Here is a 17,902-nt window from a genome sequence, read left to right as displayed (position 1 = left end):
TTGAGCAGAGAACCATGAGTCGTGACATGAAACCCCGCAAGGCCCCCGCCAGGAAAAAGTCCGGCGGCGGCACCCTGATCGGCATCTTTATCGGCCTCATCCTGGGGGTGGTGGCGGCCCTGGGCGTCGCCTGGTACATCAACAAGGCGCCGATGCCCTTTGTGAACAAGACCCAGAACGGCGCCCCCATGCCGCCGGAGGCCCTGCCCAAGCCGGGCGAGAAGGCGGCAGACAAGGCCGCCCCGGCCCAGCCCCCCGCCCCGGCGGCCCTGCCCGGCAAGCCCGGCGACCCGGTGCCGGAAAAGCCCCGTTTCGACTTCTACAAGATTCTGCCCGGCAACGCCGACGCCGTTCCCGCCCCGGAAGCCAAGCCCGACGCCAAGACGGCCAAGGATGGCAAGGACGGGAAGGAGGCCAAGGACGCCAAGGACGGCGCCGCCGCCAAGGAACCCGTGTTCCTCCAGGCCGGCTCCTTCCAGAAGCCGGGCGACGCGGACAATCAGAAGGCCAGTCTGGCCATGTTGGGGGTGGAAGCCACCGTGCAGCAAGTGATGGTGGGCGACAAGGTGTGGTACCGGGTGCGCCTGGGGCCGTACACCAAGATCGATGAAGTGAACAAGGTGCGCGCCGAACTGGCCAAGGCCGGCGTCGAAGCCAATATCGTCAAGAACAAGGACTGAAGGAAACCCCCATGACCCAGACCTCCGCTTCCCTGTATTCCCGCCTGCGCCGCTGGCTGGCGCCCCTGGCCCTGCTGGCCGCCGCCCTGCAGCCGGCCGTTGCCCAGCAGCAGCCCCAGTTCCAGGCGATCAACCCGCCCATCGCCACCGACAGCGGCAGCAAGATCGAAGTGATCGAGTTCTTCTCCTACGGCTGCCCCCACTGCGCCGACTTCAACCCCCTGATCCACGCCTGGGCCTCCCGCCTGGGCCCGGACGTGGCCTTCAAGAAGGTGCCCATCACCTTCGGCCGCCCCGCCTGGACCAACGTGGCCAAGCTGTACTACGCCCTGGAAACCACCGGCGACCTGGCCAAGCTGGACGAAGCCGTGTTCAAGGCCATCCACGAACAGCGCGTCAATCTGTTCGACCCCCGCACCGCCGAGGAATGGGTGGGCAAGCAGGGCGCCGACGGCAAGAAGTTCGCCGAGGCCTTTGCCTCCTTCGGCGTGAACAGCAAGATGAGCCGGGCCGAACAGATCGCCCGGGCCTACAAGGTGGACGGCGTGCCCATGGTGGTGGTGGACGGCCGCTACGTGGTCAAGGGCGAAGCCTTCAAGGACGTGCTGCGCAACGCCGACCTGCTGATCGAGAAAATCCGCGCCGAGCGGGCCGGCAAGAAGAAGTAAGCCCCGCCGGCAGACCCACGCCATCGCCCGGACGGCCCCGCCCTCCGGGCGATTTCACATCCACCTGCGGAACATTCCATGGCATCCCTCAAGGTCTTCATAACCGGCGCCTCCAGCGGCATCGGCGCCGCCCTGGCCCGCCACTACGCCGAACAGGGCGCCACCCTTGGCCTGGCAGCCCGCCGGCAACAAGCACTGACGGACCTCCTGGCCGACCTGCCCGGCCACCACGCCGCCTATGCCCTGGATGTAAGCGACGCCCCGGCCCTGGCCGCCGCCGCTGCCGACTTCACGGCCCGCCACGGCGCCCCGGACATCGTCATCGCCAACGCCGGCGTCTCCGTCGGCACCCTCAGCGAATGCCCGGAAGACCTGGCGGCCTTCCGCAAGGTGATGGACACCAACGTCTACGGCATGGCCGCCACCTTCGCCCCCTTCATCGGCCCCATGGCCGCCGCCGGCGGCGACAGGCGCCTGGTGGGCATCGCCTCCGTCGCCGGCATCCGGGGCCTGCCGGGGGCCGAAGCCTATTCGGCCTCCAAGGCCGCCGCCATCGCCTATCTGGAATCCCTGCGCCTGGAAATGGCGCCCAAGGGCATCAAGGTGGTGACCATCGCCCCGGGCTATATCGAAACCCCCATGACCGCCATCAACCCCTATCCCATGCCCTTCCTGCTGCCGGCAGCGGAAGCGGCGCGGCGCTTCGCCCGGGCGGTGGCGAAGGGCACCAGCTACACGGTCATTCCCTGGCAGATGGGGGTGGTGGCGAAGGTCCTGCGGCTCCTGCCCAACTGGCTCTACGACCGCCTGTTCACCCAGGCCCCGCGCAAGCCCCGGGGCCTGCTGGACTAGGCCAGCACCCGCTCCAGGCAACGGCGCAGCAGGAATACCCGGCGCAGGCTGCGGCCCCGTTTGTGGCGCCAGGGCCGGGCCAGGAAGGTGATGGCGCGCAGCCACAGCATGGCCCGCTGCAGGCAGCGGCGGATGTCGGCCGCCGGGTGGGCGGCGAAGTAGCGCTCCAGCAGGGCCTCGCCCATGGCCTGCCAGGCGGCCTCACCCCGGTCGTCGAGAAGCAGGCAGGAATTGACCAGCAGCACCAGGTCCAGGGTCTGGGCCACGGCCAGGGGCAGGTGCTCGCCGATGTCTTCCTCGAAATCGATGCGGAAAATCTCGCCCTGCCACAGCATCAGGTTCTTCACCTGGCTGCCGCCGTGCCAGTGGCCGGCCCGGTGGAAGGCCGCCAGGTCGTCCATGGCCCGCAGCAGCAGGGCATCCCATTCCTGCCGCGGACGGTCCGTGCGGGCGTGTTCCAGGGTATCGCCCACCGCCTCCAGGGCCAGCCAGCCGGCCCCTTCCGCCAGCACCCGGGGCACTTTCACTCCGGCGGCGTGGAGGCTACGCAGGCGGCGGGCTTCGATGCGGATCAGGCCGCCCTGGTCCGACAGGGCCAGGGACTGCCGCGGTAGGGGCTGGGGCGAAAGGCTGCCGGCGATGCGGGCGGCGATCCAGGTGACCCAGGGGGCCCGGGTCTGGTCGGAGGCGCGCTTCACCACCAGGGACTGGCCCTCATGGCTGAGGCGCAGGATGCGTTCCTCGGGACGGGCGGCCAGGGCCGCCTCGATGGCGGCGACCAGTTCGGGGGCGCCGGCGGGCAGGTTGGGAGCAGACATGGGGCGGATTATCCCACAGGCCCCGCCGCCGCCGCGGGGTCCGGGGCGGCGACAAATCCGGCCTATATCAAATCAGGCGGCCCCGGGCCGGGCTATCATCCGCCCATTCCCCCTGCTTCCGAGGACCCTATGCGCCGTCTTGCCCTGCTCCTGCTGCCCCTCTCGCTGTTGGCCGCCCAACCCGCCCGGGCGGCGGATTTGTCGCCCGAATCGGTACTGCAGGCCCTCACCGAACTGGGCCGCCTCAACGGCACCGCCCTGGCCTGCGGCCAGAAGGAGGTGGTGGCACGGATCAAGGGGCTGGTGATCCAGCGCGCGCCCAAGACCCGCCAGTACGGCGAGGCTTTCGAAGGGGCCACACAGAACGCTTTCCTGGAGCGCTCACGCCAGGGGGGCACCTGCCCCGCCGCCCCGGAACTGGCCCGCAAGGCCGAAGCCCTGGCCGAGCAATTGCCGCCTGCCTCTGCCGACGCCGTGGCCCGCTGACCATGAAACACGCCCGTCTCAAGCTCACCCTGCTGGCCCTGGGCGCCGCCCTTGCCCTGCCGGCCGCCGCCCAGGCCCCGGCCAAGCCCCTCAACCCGGCCCGCCATCTGGCCGCCAGCGGCGACGACATCGCCGTCGGCGTGCAGCCCCGCTACCTGCTGCAGACCCAGTACGGCAACGTGGTCACCAACCAGGACTTCGGCGGCCAGTTCCAGCTGATCACCTTCGGCTACACCTCCTGCCCCGACGTCTGCCCCACCACCCTGGCCGAAATGGCGGCCATCCTGGAACAGCTGGGAGAGGCGGGCAAGCGGGTGCAGCCCATTTTCATCAGCGTGGACCCGCAGCGGGACACGCCCAAGGTCCTGGGCAACTACGTCGCCTTCTTCAACCCGCGCATCCTCGGCCTCACCGGTTCGCCGGCCCTGGTGCGGGGCGTCGCCGACAACTTCAAGGCGCGCTACGAGAAGGTCCAGGAGCCGGGCTCGGACCAGTACTGGATGGACCACTCCGCCGGTATGTACCTGCTGGGGCCGGATAGCGGCTTTATCGCCAAGTTCCCCTACGCCATGCCCGCCGCCGAGATCACGGCACGCATCAAGGCCCAGCTGGACGCCACGCCGGAGCCGACGCCCCGGGAACAGCAGACCCCGGCGGACGCCCCGCCCCGGCGCTGAGCCTTACCAGTCCAGGGGCTGACCGTCCCGGAAGAAGCCGCCGCTGGGCCCGTCGTCGGGCAGGGTGGCGGCCCACAGGATGCTGCGGGCGCCCTCTTCGGCGCTGCGCTGGGCGTCGCTGCCGCCCATCTCGGTGCGGCACCAGCCGGGACACACCGCATTGACCTTGATCGCTGCCCCTTCCGCGGCCAGTTCCGCCGCCAGGATGCGGGTGAGGGCGTTGAGGGCCGTCTTCGAGGCCCGGTAGCCGGGCCAGGCGCCGCCCATGGTGGACAGCTGGCCCATGCCGGAGGAGACATTGACGATGCGCCCCCAGCCCCGCCGCCGCATCAGGGGCACCAGGGCCTGCATCAGGCGCAGGGGCGCCAGGGTGTTGGCCTCCAGGGTCGCCGCCACCAGCGCCGGATCGACCCGCAGCAGGCTGCCGCTGGCCGGATCGGCAAAATCGTGGGGTTCGAGGAAGACCCCGGCGTTATTCACCAGGATGTCCACACCGCCGTATTCCCGTTCCAGGAAGGCGGCCAGCCGGGCCACGTCCTCGCCCCGGGTGACGTCGGCCACCTGGGCCGCCACCGCCAAGCCGCGCCCGGCCAGTTCGGCACAGGCCGCCTGCAGCGGACCCTCCCGCCGCCCCACCAGCACCACCCGGCAACCCTGCTCGGCCAGCAGGCCGGCCACGGCCAGGCCCAGGCCCCGGGCGGCACCCGTCACCACGGCAATTTTTTGCGCTAGCATCGCTGCTCCTTCACGTTCATGGATGCCCGATGATGCAATGGCCCGACGCCCTCGGCAAGCCGCACCCCGCCTGGTCCGCCGCCCAGGGCGAACTGCGCCTGGTGTCCCTGGTGCCCTCCATCACCGAACTGCTGTGGGACCTGGGCCTGGGCCCGCAGCTGGTGGGGCGCACCGGCTTCTGCGTGCATCCGCGGCAGGCCCTGCAGGCCGTGCCCAAGGTGGGCGGCACCAAGGGTTTCTCCGTGGAGAAAATCCGCGCCCTGGCCCCCACCCACGTCATCGTCAATGTGGATGAAAACCGGCGCGAGGAAGTGGCGGCCCTGGAGGCCTTCGTGCCCCACATCGTCGTCACCCATCCCCTGGGCCCGGACGACAATCCGGCCCTGTACCGCCTGCTGGGCCATCTCTTCGGCAAGGAAGCGGAGGCGGAGCGGCTCTGCGCCGACTACGCCGCGGCCCGGGCCGAACTGGCGGACGCCGTGGCCGACCTGCCCCGGGAGACGGTGCTCTACCTGATCTGGAAAAAGCCCTGGATGAGCATCAGCCGGGACACCTACATCTCCCGCATGCTGGCCGCCGCCGGCTGGGACAGCCTGCCCGCCGACGCCGCCGAACGCTATCCGGAAGTGGACCTGGCCCTGGCCCGCCAGGCCGGGCGCATCCTGCTGCCGAGCGAGCCCTATCCCTTCCGCGACAAGGACGCCCTGGAACTGGCCGCCGACCCGGCCGCGGGCGGCACCCCGGTGCTGACGGTGGATGGGGAAATGATCTCCTGGTACGGCAGCCGGGCCATCGCCGGCCTGCGCTACCTGGCGGCCCTGCGCCAAAGCCTGGCCTAGGGCGGCAGGCAGCGCTCCTTTGCGCCTACCCGGGCAGGCAGGAAAGACGGCATTCTTCCGCCCCCCTGCCGGGAGAGGCTGATTGCAAGCCGTTCACCGGACACACCATCTCAGGACGCCCATCCCGCCTGCCTCTCCCGGCAGTGGCCGACGCCGACGACTCAGGGCCGGAAGCGGGTGATGCCGGCTTCCGTCACCAGGGCATCCAGGGGCTCGTCGTGGGGTTCCGGGCCGATGTCGGCCACCCTGGCCAGTTCGTAGCCGACGCCGATGGCCAGGGGCCGGGGGTCCAGGCTGGCCAGGGTGCGGTCGAAAAAGCCGCCGCCGTAGCCCAGGCGGTAGCCCAGCCGGTCCACCCCGTTCACCGGCAGCAGCAGCACCTGGGGCACCAGCCAGGGACCCTCGGTGGGCGTCGGGATGCCGTAGCGGTCCGGCGCCAGGGGCGTCGCCTCCCGCCACTCGCGGAAGGCCAGGGGCGCATTGGGCACCGTCACCACCGGCAGGGCCGAGCGGCCGCCCCGGGACTGCCACTCCAGCAGCAGGGGACGCAGGTCCGGCTCGTTCTGCACCGGCCAGCAGAAACCCACCACCTTGCCTTCCAGTTCGGGAAAGCCGGCCATGAGGTGGCCGCAGATGGCCTCGGAAAGCAGGGCCACGGCCTCGGCGGAAAGCCCGCGGCGGGCGGCAATGAGGCGCTGGCGCAGGACGTTGCGGTTCTCGGGGGCGGGCGGCGGGGTGAAGGGAATGGCGGTCATGGAGAAAGATGAAATTGGCTCGCTGCGGAGGCCGGGCAGGGCCCCGGCCTGTGCTATGCTCAAAGGGCTGCCAGTGGCTCTGCCGTGACGGCATTTTTTCCCGCCAGCCCCTTGCCTCAAGCGCCTGCCCTGCAGACGCCGAACCAGATTATCACACCACGATGTCGCCTTCCCCAGCCCGCCCCCGCTTCGCCCTTCGCCTCACCCTGTGCTCCGCCCTGCTCGGCCTTTGTCTCGGCCTCAACGCCCCGGCCCGCGCCGGTGGCGACGAACAGTTCGTCGCCGCCCGGGACGCCTTCCGCGCCGGCGACCTGAACCGTCTCGACCGCCTCGCCGCCGAGCTGCGGGACCACGAACTGGCGCCCTACGTGGAGTATTTCCAGATCCGCGCCCAGCTGGAAAAGGCCGACGCCAACACCGTCGCCGCCCTCAACGATTTCCTCGCCCGCCAGGACAAGACCTACATCGCCGAGAAGCTGCGCGGCGACTGGCTGCGCCTGCTCGGCAAGCAGCAACGCTGGAGCGAGTTCGAGGCCGAGTATCCGAAGATTTCCCAGGCCGACCAGGACCTGGCCTGCCTCAGCCTGCAGAGCCGCCTGGCACGCAAGGACCCGAAGGCCCTGGACGACGCCCTGCCCCTGTTCCGCACCCTGCTGGAAGTGCCCGAGCCCTGCAACCCGGTGCTGGACGCCGTGGTGGCGGCCCAGAAGGTCAATTCCGACGACGTCTGGGCCCGCATCCGCCGCCAGTTCGAAATCAACAAGCTCGGCGCCGCCTGGAACACGGCCCAGTACCTGCCCGTGGCCCAGACCCCGGAGCGCAAGCTGTGGGACCAGGTGACGGACAAACCCCTGCCTTTCCTGGTCAAGCTCTCCGGCACCAGCCAGCGCCTGCAGCGGGAACTGGCCCTGCTGGCGCTGCAGCGGGTGGCCCGCAACGACCCGGCCATGGCCGCCCAGCGCCTGGATGCCCTGGAAAGCCAGTTGCCGCCGGCCGACCGGGCCTGGGCCTGGGGCCAGATCGGCTGGCAGGGCGCCCAGCGCCACTATCCGGAAGCCCTGGACTGGTACCGCCGCGGCAGCGACCTGGCGCCCCTCTCCGACGAAGCCCAGGCCTGGAAGGTGCGCGCCGCCCTGCGCGCCCAGGACTGGCACCTGGTGCGCCACGCCATCGAAGGCATGAGCCCGACCCAGGCCGCCGACCCCAGCTGGACCTACTGGCTGGGCCGGGCCTACAAGGCCGCCGGCCGCAACGACCTCGCCCAGCCCCTGTTCGAGCGCATCGCCGGCCAGCCCAATTTCTACGGCAACCTGGCGGACGACGAGCTGGGCCGCCCCATCAAGCTGCCGCCCCAGGCCCGCCCCCTGAGCCGGGAGGAACTGGCCCGGGTCGGCGACAACCTGGCCCTGCGCCGGGCCCTGGCCCTGTTCCGCGCCAACCTGCGCTTCGAAGGCACCAAGGAATGGAGCTGGGCCCTGCGCGGCATGGACGACCGGGAACTGCTGGCCGCCGCCGAAATCGCCCGCCGCAACAACATCTACGACCGGGCCATCGCCGCCGCCGACCGCACCAAGAACGAACACGACTACAGCCTGCGCTACCTCTCCCCCTTCGACGAGCAGGTGCGCCCCGTGGCGCGCCAGCAGCAGCTGGACGATGCCTGGGTATACGGCCTGATGCGTCAGGAAAGCCGCTTCGTCACCAACGCCCGCTCCTCCGTCGGCGCCTCGGGTCTGATGCAGCTGATGCCGGCCACGGCCCGCTGGGTGGCGAAGAAGATCGGCCTCAAGGACTACGACCACGGCCAGGTGACCAATACGGACACCAACGTGCTGCTCGGCACCTCCTACATGCGCATGGTCATGGAAAGCCTGGACAACCACCCGGTGCTGGCCTCCGCCGCCTACAACGCGGGTCCCGGCCGGGCCCAGAAATGGCGGGCCGCCAAGCCCATCGAGGGGGCCATCTACGCCGAGACCATCCCCTTCAGCGAGACCCGGGATTACGTGAAAAAGGTGATGAGCAACTCGGTCTACTACGCCTCCCTCTTCAACAACGGCCGGCCCCAGTCCCTGAAAAGCCGGCTGGGGGTGGTGCTGCCCAAGGGCAGCGGTGGCGAGAACCAGCCAAAACCGGAAGATTTGCCGTAAAATCCGGGGTTTCCCGGCGGCGCCAGCGTTGCCGGGAGGTGAGGGGAGCATCGCGTCGGCAACGACGCGGCGCAAAGACTATAAAGCGACACTCCAGAGATAATCATGGCGATCAAAAACATTCTGTTGCTGGGCGGTAGCGGCTTTGTCGGCAGCCACATTGCCAACCTGCTGTCTGCCCGCGAAGGCATCCGCATCACCGTGCCCTCCCGCCGTCGGGAACGGGCCAAGCACCTGCTGCCCCTGCCCGGGGTCGATGTGGTGGAAGCCAACATCAACAAGGAAGAAGACCTGCTCGCCCTGATGCGCGGCCAGGACGCGGTGATCAATCTGGTGGGCATCCTCCACGGCGACAGCGAAATGCCCTACGGCCGCAAGTTCGCCCAGGCCCATGTGGAACTGCCGCGGAAAGTCGTCGCCGCCATGCAGCAGGCCGGCGTCAAGCGCCTGGTGCACATGAGCGCCCTCAAGGCCGACGCCAAGGGCCCCTCCGAATACCTGCGCTCCAAGGGCGACGGCGAAGCCATCGTGCTGGCCGCCCAGGGCCCGCTGGACGTGACCGTGTTCCGTCCCTCCGTCATCTTCGGCGCCGGCGATTCCTTCCTCAACACCTTCGCCAAGCTGCTCAAGCTGGCCCCGGTGTTCCCCATCGGCTTCCCCGACGCCCGCTTCCAGCCGGTGTGCATCGACGACGTGGGCCAGGCCTTCGTGGACAGCCTGGAAGACAGCGACACCTTCGGCCAGACCTATGAACTGTGCGGCCCCGGCGTGTACAGCCTGCGCGAACTGATCCAGTACACCGGCAAGGTGATCGGCAAGGAACGGCCCCTGTTCAAGCTCTCCGAAGGCTGGGCCTACCTGCAGGCCGGCCTGCTGTGGCTGGCGCCCAAGCCCCTGATGTCCCCGGACAACCTGCGTTCCATGCAGGTGGACAATGTGGCCACCCCCGGCGCCAAGACTCCGGCCCGCTGGTGCCCCGCCTCCCTGGAATCCGTGGCCCCCACCTACCTGGCCGCCGATCCCAACGCCAAGTTCAACACGTTCCGGGGCCAGGCCGGCCGCTGAACACCTGCCCCCCGCCCGGGAGGAGACTCCATGCTGCAACTGGTCATCGGCAACAAGAACTTCTCCTCCTGGTCCCTGCGGCCCTGGCTGCTGCTGAAGCAGGCCGGGCTGCCCTTCCGGGAAATCCCCGTGCGCCTGCGCCAGGCGGACACCAAGGCCCAGATCCTGGCCCACTCGCCCTCCGGCAAGGTGCCGGCATTGATCGACGGCGACCTGACGGTGTGGGATTCCCTCGCCATCTGCGAATACCTGGCCGAAAAAGCCTCCCTGAACCATGTGGACCTGTGGCCCGCCGACCCCAAGGCCCGGGCCGAGGCGCGCAGCGTCAGCGCCGAGATGCACTCCGGCTTTGCCGCCCTGCGCCAACAGATGAGCATGGAGGTGGCTGCCAGCCGCCCCGGTGAAGGCCAGACGCCGGAGGTCCTGGCCGACATCGCCCGCATCGCCGCCCTCTGGACTTCCAGCCGGGAGCGCTTCGCCGCGGCCGGCCCCTTCCTCTTCGGCGACTTTTCCGTGGCCGATGCCATGTACGCTCCGGTGGCCTTCCGCTTCCACACCTACGGCGTCGAACTGCCGCCCCTGGCTGCCGCCTACCGGGACACCCTGCTGGCCCTGCCGGCCATGCAGGAATGGGCTGCCGGCGCCCGGGCCGAGGTGGGCGCCTGACCCCGCCCATGCAGATCTACGTCGTCGGCGGCGCCGTGCGCGACCGCCTGCTCGGCCTGCCGGTGCAGGACCGGGACTACGTGGTGGTGGGCGCCGATCCCCAGACCATGCTGGCCCAGGGCTTCAAGCCCGTGGGCAAGGATTTTCCCGTCTTCCTGCATCCCCAGACCCATGAGGAATACGCCCTGGCCCGCACCGAAAGGAAGACCGGCCGGGGCTACGCCGGCTTCGCCTTCCACGCGGCGCCGGACGTGACCCTGGAACAGGACCTGGCGCGGCGGGACCTGACCATCAATGCCATCGCCGAAGGTGAGGACGGCAGCCTCACCGACCCCTACGGCGGGGTCCGGGACATTGCCGCCCGGGTGCTGCGCCATGTGGGCCCGGCCTTTGTCGAAGACCCGGTGCGCATCCTGCGCCTGGCCCGCTTCTCCGCCCGCTTCACCGATTTTTCCGTGGCCCCGGAAACCCTGGCCCTGATGCGGGAAATGGTGGCCAACGGTGAGGTGGACGCCCTGGTGCCGGAACGGGTGTGGCAGGAACTGTCCAAGGGCCTGATGGAGGCCCGGCCCTCGCGCATGTTCGCCGTGCTCAAGGACTGCGGCGCCCTGGCCCGCCTCCTGCCCGAACTGGAGAAGCTCGACGGGGTGCCCCAGCGGGCCGACTACCATCCGGAAATCGACACCTTCGACCACGTCATGCGCGTCATCGACGTCGCCGCCAGCCGCGGCGAGCCGCTGCCGGTGCGCTTCGCCGCCCTGCTGCACGACCTGGGCAAGGGCACCACGCCGGCCGACATCCTGCCCCGGCACATCGGCCACGAGCACCGCAGCGTGGAGCTGGGCGCGGCGCTGTGCGCCCGCCTCAAGGTGCCGGTGGAATGCCGGGACCTGGCCCTGCTCACCGCCCGCTACCACGGCGACATCCACAAATGCCTGGAAATGCGGCCGGCGACCCTGGTCACCCTATTGGAAAAGACCGACGCCTTCCGCCGCCCCGAGCGTTTCGAGCAACTGCTCGCCGCCTGCGCCTGCGACTACAACGGCCGCAAGGACTGGGAGGAGCGCCCCTACGCCAGCCCGGCGCGCCTGCGCACCGCCCTGGCGGCGGCCCGCAGCGTCGATGCGGGGGCCGTGGCCAAGGCCGCCGGCGACCGTTCCCGCATCCCCGACGCCATCCACCAGGCCCGGGCCGGCGCCGTCGCGGCAGCCCTCAGAGAAAACGGCTGAGCAGGGCCAGCAGGGCGGAAAAGACCAGGGTGGAGCCGAAGGGAAAGAAATAGTCCCGGCCGCGCAGGCGCAGATTGACATCCCCGGGCAGGCCCCGCCGCCACCCCGGCTGGCGGGGCAGGAACAGGCCCAGGAGTATCACCCCCAGGCTCAGGGTCAGAAGCCATTTCAACATTGTGCAGACCTAGACAGGAAAGGTTGGCGCCCACATCCGGCGGCCCCGATTTAACCACGGGAAGCCGGCCCCGCGACACAGAACCAAGGAAAGCCATGATCACCCTCTACACCTGGGGCACCCCCAACGGCCGCAAGGTCTCCATCATGCTCGAAGAGTGCGGCCTGCCCTACGCCGTGCAGCCGGTGGACATCACCCGGGAGCAGCAGTTTGCCCCGGACTTCCTGGCCATCAACCCCAACAACAAGATCCCCGCCATCGTGGACCCGGACAGCCCCGGCGGCCAGCCCCTGAGCCTGTTCGAATCCGGCGCCATCCTCATCTACCTGGCGGAAAAGTGCGGCCGCTTCCTGCCCGCTGCCGGGCCGGAGCGCTATGCCGTGCTGCAATGGCTGATGTTCCAGATGGGCGGCATCGGCCCCATCTTCGGCCAGACCCACCACTTCCTGCGCTTCGCCCCGGCTCCGGTGCCCTACGCCATCGAGCGCTTCCGCACGGAAACGGCCCGCCTCTACGGCGTTCTCGAGGGTCAGCTGCAACGCCAGACCTACGTCGCCGGCGATTATTCCATCGCCGACATGGCCATCTACCCCTGGGTCAGCCGCCACGAATGGCAGGGCATCGACCTGGCAGACTATCCCCAGGTGGCCCGCTGGGCGGCCCTGGTGGGTGAGCGGCCCGCCGTGCGGCGCGGCATGGAGGTGCCCGCCTGATGGACACCCGCGCCCAGGACCAGGTCCTCGAAGTCATTTCCCGCCCGGCCCAAGGCAAGGCCAAGGCCCGGCCCACGCCCCTGCTCTTCGTCCATGGCGCCTTCGCCGGCGCCTGGTGCTGGGACGAGCACTTCCTGCCCTTCTTCTCCGCCGCCGGCTACGACGCCCATGCCGTTTCCCTGCGCGGCCACGGCGGCAGCTGGGGTCACAACAGCATCGACTGGTGGAGCATCCAGGATTACGTCGAGGACGTGCGCCGGGCGGTGGCGGAACTGGAACAGGCGCCGGTGCTGATCGGCCACTCCATGGGCGGCTTCGTGGTGCAGAAGTACCTGGAGCAGGCCCAGGTGCCGGGCGCCGTGCTGATGTGCTCGGTGCCGCCCCAGGGCCTGGTGGGGGCTTCCCTGCAGATGGTCTTCTCCCGCCCGGACCTGCTGGGGGACCTCAACCACCTGCTGGGGGGCGGCCAGGTGGCCAGCCATGTGCTGGAGCAGGCCCTGTTCGCCCAGGACGTGGAGCCGGAACGGCTGCTGCGCTACTACGGCCACATGCAGAAGGAGTCCCAGCGGGCCATCTGGGACATGTCCCTGTTCAACCTGCCCCAGCTGCTGCGCATGCGGCTGCCGCCCCTGCAGATCATCGGCGCCGAACTGGATGCCCTGGTGCCGGCGGCCCAGGTGAAGATGACCGGGGACACCTACGGCATCACCCCGGAAATCTTCCCCGGCATGGGCCACGGGCTGATGCTGGAACAGGATTGGGAAAAGGTGGCCAGGTCGCTCCTGGCCTGGCTCCAAGGCCAGGGTTTCTGAACCGCGGCACCAAAAACAAACGCCCCGGCAAGCCGGGGCGTTTCGGTATCTGCGACGGCAGGGCCGGGCAGCTCAGGCCGTGGTGTTCACGTTCTTGCCCAAATGGTCGGGCAGATTGACGGTGGACTGGGGCAGGGCCTGGATCAACTGGGCCGCACTGGAAGCCTGGGCATCCAGGGCCTTCTTCAGGACTGCGGTTTGAATCTGGTTGCTGGTCTGGGTTTCCGAAAAACTGGTGGCCAGACTGGCGATGCCATTGACGTCCATGGCGTTCTCCTCGTGGAATTACTGTTTCATTTTACGACCAAAATCCGTCTTTCTTGATACCGGAGCAAAAAAATCCCGGAACGGCTCAACCTTTTCCCACCGCGCTCCGTTACACCTCTTACAGGGCGACGGGCGCCCCCTCACGGTGAAGGAGAGCAACATGCTGACCATCATGGACATGAGCACGGGCCGCTGCAGCGACGACCTCACCGCCCATTACGACGAAGACGTGCTGAACGCCAACTGGACCGAGCCGCCCCGGCTGGAGCCCCAGCTGCAACTGGTGGCGGTGCCGACGCGGCAACCGGGTATCGACCCCGCCCTCTATCTCAACGCCTTCTACGCCGCCCAGGAATAGGCGCTGCCCGGCCAAACTCAGTTGCGACGGGCGCCCCCCGGCGCCACCGCCACCTGGGTGCTGTTGTAGGCCTGGGCGTACTGACGGCTGACCTCCTCCAGCACTTCGGCGATGCGCTCGCTGGTGGTAGCCACGTTGCGGGCCTGGCTCTGCCTGTCCGTACCGGCACCGCTGCCGCCGCCGACCAGGGCCTGGTCGAAGAATAGCCATTGGGTACGGGCCAGTTCCAGGGCATTGCGCACGGCGGCGGTGTTTTCCCGGGCCCCGGCCAGCTCGCCCAGGGCGGTATTGAATTCACGGCGGGCCTGTTCCGCGTCCACCTGGCGCCCCTGGCTGCGGTCACCGGCGTAGCCCATCAGATACAGTCGTGCCAGCCGCTGGGCCAGCATGTTCTGCCGCTGGGATAGATCCAGCAGGCGCCCCATATTGCCTTCGCTCTGCTCCTCGATCAGCAGGCTCAGCTTGCCGCTGGCCAGCATCAGGTCGTCGCTGACCGCCAGCACCCGCTGCAGGGCCGGCGTGGTGTAGGGGGACTTCAGGGCCTGCCGCAGCTCCACCCAGAGGGCCTGGGTGCGCTGCAGGGTTGGCGCCATGCGGCTCTGGCGGCTGTAGGGGGCCAGTTCGGCAAGAGCCGTCTCCAGTTGCTGGGTGGCTTTCTGCAACTGATTGCGGGCGCTGTCCGCCTGGATCTGCAGGCCGGCCTGCAGATAGAGCTTGGCCACACGCTGGGACTGCAGCCGCAGCTGGCCCACGGCCACCAGGTCGCTGGCCCCGGCAGCCTGGACGGCACCGGAAAGCAGCAGGGCAAAGAGAAACAGTAGTCCCAGGAAGAGGGCGCGACTGGCAGCGACGGGGAGCAAGGCAAGGGGCATGACGGCATTCCCGAAAACATCTAGGGGCCGTCAGTAAACACCCTCCGCGTTGCAGGAATATGAAGGGTCGGAACGCTGCCGCTTACAGGGTGTGGCTGCGGTCGCCGCGCTGGAAGCCGAGCAGGGGCTCGGCCAGGCCCTTGCCCAGGGCGATGACCTTGAACAGCTCGCCCATTTCATGGGGCTGCACCAGTTTCTGCACCATGGCCGCGGCCTTGAAGTACTCGCTGCTGCCGGGGGCCAGACTGGCCAGGCAGTCCAGCAGGCCCGCATTCATGAGGAACTGGCCCTGGGCGGTATAGCCCAGCACTTCCAGGCCTGCGACGAAGCCGGCTTCGGCCGCTGCCGTGAAATCCACGTGAGCGGTGATGTCGGTCAGGCCCGGCAGATGGAAGGGGTCCGGGTGGGCATGGTGGCGGTAGTGGCACATCAGGGTGCCGCCGCCCCGCTGGGGATGGTAGAACTCCTGCCGGGGAAAGCCGTAGTCCAGCAGCAGCAGGGCTCCTTGCTCCAGGATCGGCCCCCAGGAGGCCACCCAGGCCGGTGCCGCGAGGCCGATCTCGCTCATGTAGCCGGCCGGCGGAATGGTGCATTCGGCCGCCAGGGCCTGGGCCCTGGCCAGCAGTTCGCCGGTGGCGGGGCGTTCGACCCAGGCAAAGCCTGCGGGGCCGATGCCGACGCCCCGCTCGAAAATGCCGCTCTCGCGCCAGGCCACCGCATGTACGGGCATGGCGTCGAGCACCTCGTTGCCCAGCACCAGGCCGGAGAAGCGCTGCGGCAGGCGATCCAGCCATTGCACCCGGTCCAGCAGATGGGGCGCCCGCTGCTCCAGGGTCGCCGCCTGGCGCTGGCGCAGGTCAGGCGACAGGTCCAGGATGGCATAGCTTTCCGGCAGGCTGCCCAGGGCCTCCAGGGCCAGCAGCAGGTCGGCCGCCAGGCGGCCGGTACCGGCCCCGGCCTCGATGATGCGGGGGCCGCTGGCCGCCATGATCTGGGCCGCCTGGGGTGCCAGGCTGCGGGCGAAGAGGGGCGACAGTTCGGGGGCGGTGACGAAGTCCCCGTCGGCGCCGAACTTGCGCGCCCCGGCCGTGTAATAGCCCAGCCCCGGCGCGTAGAGCGCCAGTTCCATGAACCGGGCGAAGTCGATCCAGCCGCCCCGGCCGGCGATTTCGGCGGCGAGGGCATCGGTCAGTCGCTGGCTGTGAGCCAGGGCATCGGCGTCGGGCAGGGGCAAGGCCATGAAAGAAGAAGAAAAAGGGGCGAAAAGAGGGCGGGATGATGGGCCAATCCGCTAAAATTCGCAAACTTCCAAATCCGTTCAGGGCAGTCCATGGACAGCAACGGCAACTTGCAGGGCAAGGCGATTCTGGTGACCGGCGGCGCCAAGCGGGTCGGTGCGGCCATCGCCCGGCGCCTGCATGCCGCCGGCGCCAGTCTGGTGCTGCATTACCGCTCGGCGGCGGCCGAGGCCCGCAGCCTGGCGGCCGAGCTGAACGCCCAGCGGGACGGTTCCGCCGTCTGCATCCAGGCCGACCTGCTGCAGACCTCGGCCCTGCCCGGGCTGGTGGAGCAGTCGGTGACGGCATTCGGCCGCCTGGACGGTCTGGTCAATAACGCTTCCAGCTTTTTCCGCACGCCCCTGGGCAGCATCGACGAGGCGGCCTGGGACGACCTGGTGGGCAGCAACTTCAAGGCCCCCCTGTTCCTCACCCAGGCGGCGGCGCCCCATCTCCGGGCCAGCGGCGGCGCCGTGGTGAACATCACCGACGTCCATGCCGAGCGCCCCCTGGTGGGCTATCCCCTGTATTGCGCCGCCAAGGGCGCCCTGCTCACCCTGACCCGGGCCCTGGCGGCGGAGCTGGCACCGGTGGTGCGGGTCAATGCGGTGGCGCCTGGCCCCATCCTGTGGCCGGAGGGCAGCGACTTCGACAGCGCCGCCCGCCAGGCCATCGTCGCCGACACCCTGCTGGGCCGGGAAGGCAGCCCGGCCGACATCGCCCGGGCCGTGCACTTCCTGCTGGTGGACAGCCCTTACATCACCGGCCAGGTGATCAACGTAGACGGGGGCCGCACGGCCCATCTGTAATCAAGTAACCAGGAATCTCCCGTGGAACGCTCCAACACCCTGCAACGCATTGAAAAATGGCTCCTGCGCGAAACCGGCAAGGCCATCGCCGACTACAACATGATTGAGGAAGGCGACACGGTGCTGGTCTGCGTTTCCGGCGGCAAGGATTCCCATACCCTGCTGCACCTGCTGCGCATCCTCCAGGCCAAGGCGCCGATCAACTTCCGCCTCATCGCCATGAACCTGGACCAGAAGCAGCCCGGCTTCCCGGCCGAGGTGCTGCCGGCCTACTTCGAGAAGACCGGCGTCGATTTCCGCATCATCGAGGCCGACACCTACTCGGTGGTGAAGGAGAAGATTCCCGAGGGCAAGACCACCTGCTCCCTCTGTTCCCGCCTGCGCCGCGGCATCATCTACCGCACCGCCAAGGAACTGGGCGCCAACAAGATCGCCCTCGGCCACCACCGGGACGACATGGTGCACACCCTGTTCCTCAATCTCATCTTCGGCGGCAAGCTGAAGGCCATGCCGCCCAAGCTGGTCACCGACGACGGCGCCCACGTGGTCATCCGTCCCCTGGCCTACTGCGCCGAGAGCGACATCGCCCGCTACTCCCGGGGCATGGAATTCCCCATCATCCCCTGCAACCTGTGCGGCTCCCAGGACAACCTGCAGCGGCAGAAAATCCGGGAAATGATGCAGGAGTGGGACCAGAAATTCCCCGGCCGCACCGAGGCCGTCTTCAGCGCCCTGCAGAACGTGGTGCCCTCCCACCTGGCGGACACCAAGCTGTTCGACTTCAAGGGTCTCAAGGCCGGCCTGACCCCGGCGGCCGAGGGCGACACCCTGTTCGATCCGCCGGAGCTGCCCCCCATGCTGGCGCCCCGGGGTCCCCTGGACGGGGACGATTTTCCGCTGCCCGTAGTGGCTGGGGCCTGAGCCCTTTGCTATGATGCCGGTTCAGGGAAAATCAACATAAATCAATAATATGACGAAGAGAATACGTGCAGTTCAGGT

The 17,902-nt window shown here is 69.0% G+C and carries 22 protein-coding genes; 15 read left to right on the top strand and 7 right to left on the bottom strand.

The features are described from left to right. The first annotated feature begins 26 nt into the window (after positions 1 to 26). The 3 genes from OEL49_RS10975 (at position 27) to OEL49_RS10965 (ending at position 2,200) form a co-directional block, all read left to right on the top strand. Positions 27 to 680, top strand: a complete 654-nt coding sequence (locus tag OEL49_RS10975) for an SPOR domain-containing protein (RefSeq protein WP_232058790.1) — start codon at positions 27 to 29, stop codon at positions 678 to 680. A gap of 11 nt (positions 681 to 691) precedes the next feature. Next, positions 692 to 1,348, top strand: a complete 657-nt coding sequence (locus OEL49_RS10970) for a thiol:disulfide interchange protein DsbA/DsbL (RefSeq protein ID WP_205229624.1) — start codon at positions 692 to 694, stop codon at positions 1,346 to 1,348. 78 nt (positions 1,349 to 1,426) lie between these two features. After that, complete coding sequence (locus OEL49_RS10965) at positions 1,427 to 2,200, top strand: SDR family oxidoreductase (protein WP_205229623.1); 774 nt, start codon at positions 1,427 to 1,429, stop codon at positions 2,198 to 2,200. Here the strand turns inward: OEL49_RS10965 and OEL49_RS10960 are convergent. Beyond that, a complete protein-coding gene (locus OEL49_RS10960; RefSeq protein ID WP_205229622.1) occupies positions 2,197 to 3,018 on the bottom strand; it encodes a hypothetical protein in 822 nt (273 codons plus the stop codon). The two genes, OEL49_RS10965 and OEL49_RS10960, sit on opposite strands and share 4 nt — an antisense overlap. A 129-nt stretch (positions 3,019 to 3,147) precedes the next feature. Here OEL49_RS10960 and OEL49_RS10955 point away from each other — a divergent pair, with 129 nt between their 5' ends. Together OEL49_RS10955 and OEL49_RS10950 are read left to right on the top strand one after the other, a co-directional pair. Beyond that, positions 3,148 to 3,504: a hypothetical protein gene (locus OEL49_RS10955; protein ID WP_014235788.1), complete on the top strand. Its 357-nt coding sequence runs from the start codon at positions 3,148 to 3,150 to the stop codon at positions 3,502 to 3,504. 2 nt (positions 3,505 to 3,506) lie between these two features. Next, positions 3,507 to 4,181 (top strand): SCO family protein, encoded by a 675-nt coding sequence (locus OEL49_RS10950; protein WP_287874669.1) that lies wholly within the window; start codon positions 3,507 to 3,509, stop codon positions 4,179 to 4,181. Positions 4,182 to 4,184: 3 nt separating this feature from the next. Here the strand turns inward: OEL49_RS10950 and OEL49_RS10945 are convergent, their stop codons facing one another. Continuing rightward, positions 4,185 to 4,916, bottom strand: coding sequence for an SDR family NAD(P)-dependent oxidoreductase (locus tag OEL49_RS10945; RefSeq protein WP_287874668.1), 732 nt, complete (start codon positions 4,914 to 4,916; stop codon positions 4,185 to 4,187). A 29-nt stretch (positions 4,917 to 4,945) separates the two neighbouring features. Here OEL49_RS10945 and OEL49_RS10940 point away from each other — a divergent pair, with 29 nt between their 5' ends. Beyond that, positions 4,946 to 5,755, top strand: a complete 810-nt coding sequence (locus tag OEL49_RS10940; RefSeq protein ID WP_287874667.1) for a helical backbone metal receptor — start codon at positions 4,946 to 4,948, stop codon at positions 5,753 to 5,755. A gap of 161 nt (positions 5,756 to 5,916) precedes the next feature. On the opposite strand, the gene OEL49_RS10935 is transcribed toward OEL49_RS10940, so the two are convergent. Next, complete coding sequence (locus tag OEL49_RS10935; protein ID WP_014235792.1) at positions 5,917 to 6,510, bottom strand: 5-formyltetrahydrofolate cyclo-ligase; 594 nt, start codon at positions 6,508 to 6,510, stop codon at positions 5,917 to 5,919. A gap of 161 nt (positions 6,511 to 6,671) precedes the next feature. Here OEL49_RS10935 and OEL49_RS10930 point away from each other — a divergent pair, with 161 nt between their 5' ends. The 4 genes from OEL49_RS10930 (at position 6,672) to OEL49_RS10915 (ending at position 11,620) form a co-directional block, all read left to right on the top strand. Beyond that, positions 6,672 to 8,660, top strand: a complete 1,989-nt coding sequence (locus OEL49_RS10930; RefSeq protein WP_205229618.1) for a lytic transglycosylase domain-containing protein — start codon at positions 6,672 to 6,674, stop codon at positions 8,658 to 8,660. A 105-nt stretch (positions 8,661 to 8,765) separates the two neighbouring features. Beyond that, on the top strand, positions 8,766 to 9,725 hold the full coding sequence (locus tag OEL49_RS10925) for a complex I NDUFA9 subunit family protein (protein WP_130459709.1): 960 nt from the start codon (positions 8,766 to 8,768) through the stop codon (positions 9,723 to 9,725). Positions 9,726 to 9,758: 33 nt separating this feature from the next. Continuing rightward, the gene (locus OEL49_RS10920) at positions 9,759 to 10,391 is read left to right on the top strand and encodes a glutathione S-transferase family protein (protein WP_287874700.1); all 633 of its coding nucleotides are present in this window, start codon (positions 9,759 to 9,761) and stop codon (positions 10,389 to 10,391) included. 8 nt (positions 10,392 to 10,399) lie between these two features. Further along, entirely contained in the window at positions 10,400 to 11,620 is a 1,221-nt protein-coding gene (locus tag OEL49_RS10915) for a multifunctional CCA addition/repair protein (RefSeq protein WP_014235796.1), read from the top strand. On the opposite strand, the gene OEL49_RS10910 is transcribed toward OEL49_RS10915, so the two are convergent. Next, positions 11,604 to 11,795, bottom strand: coding sequence for a DUF2905 domain-containing protein (locus OEL49_RS10910; protein ID WP_014235797.1), 192 nt, complete (start codon positions 11,793 to 11,795; stop codon positions 11,604 to 11,606). The genes OEL49_RS10915 and OEL49_RS10910 overlap by 17 nt on opposite strands. Before the next feature lie 95 nt (positions 11,796 to 11,890). Here OEL49_RS10910 and OEL49_RS10905 point away from each other — a divergent pair, with 95 nt between their 5' ends. Both OEL49_RS10905 and OEL49_RS10900 read left to right on the top strand, forming a co-directional pair. Continuing rightward, positions 11,891 to 12,508: a glutathione S-transferase family protein gene (locus OEL49_RS10905; RefSeq protein WP_014235798.1), complete on the top strand. Its 618-nt coding sequence runs from the start codon at positions 11,891 to 11,893 to the stop codon at positions 12,506 to 12,508. Next, positions 12,508 to 13,320: an alpha/beta hydrolase gene (locus OEL49_RS10900; RefSeq protein WP_014235799.1), complete on the top strand. Its 813-nt coding sequence runs from the start codon at positions 12,508 to 12,510 to the stop codon at positions 13,318 to 13,320. Before OEL49_RS10905 ends, OEL49_RS10900 begins: the two co-directional genes overlap by 1 nt. Before the next feature lie 72 nt (positions 13,321 to 13,392). On the opposite strand, the gene OEL49_RS10895 is transcribed toward OEL49_RS10900, so the two are convergent. Next, a complete protein-coding gene (locus tag OEL49_RS10895) occupies positions 13,393 to 13,587 on the bottom strand; it encodes a YjfB family protein (RefSeq protein ID WP_014235800.1) in 195 nt (64 codons plus the stop codon). Between the two features lie 160 nt (positions 13,588 to 13,747). On the opposite strand from OEL49_RS10895, the gene OEL49_RS10890 reads away from it, so the two are divergent. Continuing rightward, a complete protein-coding gene (locus tag OEL49_RS10890; protein WP_014235801.1) occupies positions 13,748 to 13,945 on the top strand; it encodes a hypothetical protein in 198 nt (65 codons plus the stop codon). 17 nt (positions 13,946 to 13,962) lie between these two features. On the opposite strand, the gene OEL49_RS10885 is transcribed toward OEL49_RS10890, so the two are convergent. Next, positions 13,963 to 14,817, bottom strand: a complete 855-nt coding sequence (locus OEL49_RS10885; protein ID WP_014235802.1) for a type IV pili methyl-accepting chemotaxis transducer N-terminal domain-containing protein — start codon at positions 14,815 to 14,817, stop codon at positions 13,963 to 13,965. A gap of 82 nt (positions 14,818 to 14,899) precedes the next feature. Continuing rightward, a complete protein-coding gene (locus tag OEL49_RS10880) occupies positions 14,900 to 16,057 on the bottom strand; it encodes a class I SAM-dependent methyltransferase (protein WP_014235803.1) in 1,158 nt (385 codons plus the stop codon). A 90-nt stretch (positions 16,058 to 16,147) separates the two neighbouring features. On the opposite strand from OEL49_RS10880, the gene OEL49_RS10875 reads away from it, so the two are divergent. Both OEL49_RS10875 and ttcA read left to right on the top strand, forming a co-directional pair. After that, on the top strand, positions 16,148 to 16,903 hold the full coding sequence (locus tag OEL49_RS10875; RefSeq protein ID WP_014235804.1) for a pteridine reductase: 756 nt from the start codon (positions 16,148 to 16,150) through the stop codon (positions 16,901 to 16,903). A 21-nt stretch (positions 16,904 to 16,924) separates the two neighbouring features. Continuing rightward, positions 16,925 to 17,824 carry a tRNA 2-thiocytidine(32) synthetase TtcA gene (gene ttcA, locus OEL49_RS10870; protein WP_014235805.1) on the top strand — a complete coding sequence of 300 codons (900 nt, stop codon included), beginning with the start codon at positions 16,925 to 16,927 and terminating at the stop codon, positions 17,822 to 17,824. Positions 17,825 to 17,902: the final 78 nt, after the last annotated feature.

This window comes from Azospira sp., from assembly GCF_030247495.1.
In the GTDB taxonomy this organism is placed as follows: Bacteria; Pseudomonadota; Gammaproteobacteria; order Burkholderiales; family Rhodocyclaceae; genus Azospira; species Azospira oryzae.
Note: the sequence above shows the minus strand (reverse complement) of the source record. Positions and strands in the feature narration are given on the sequence as shown.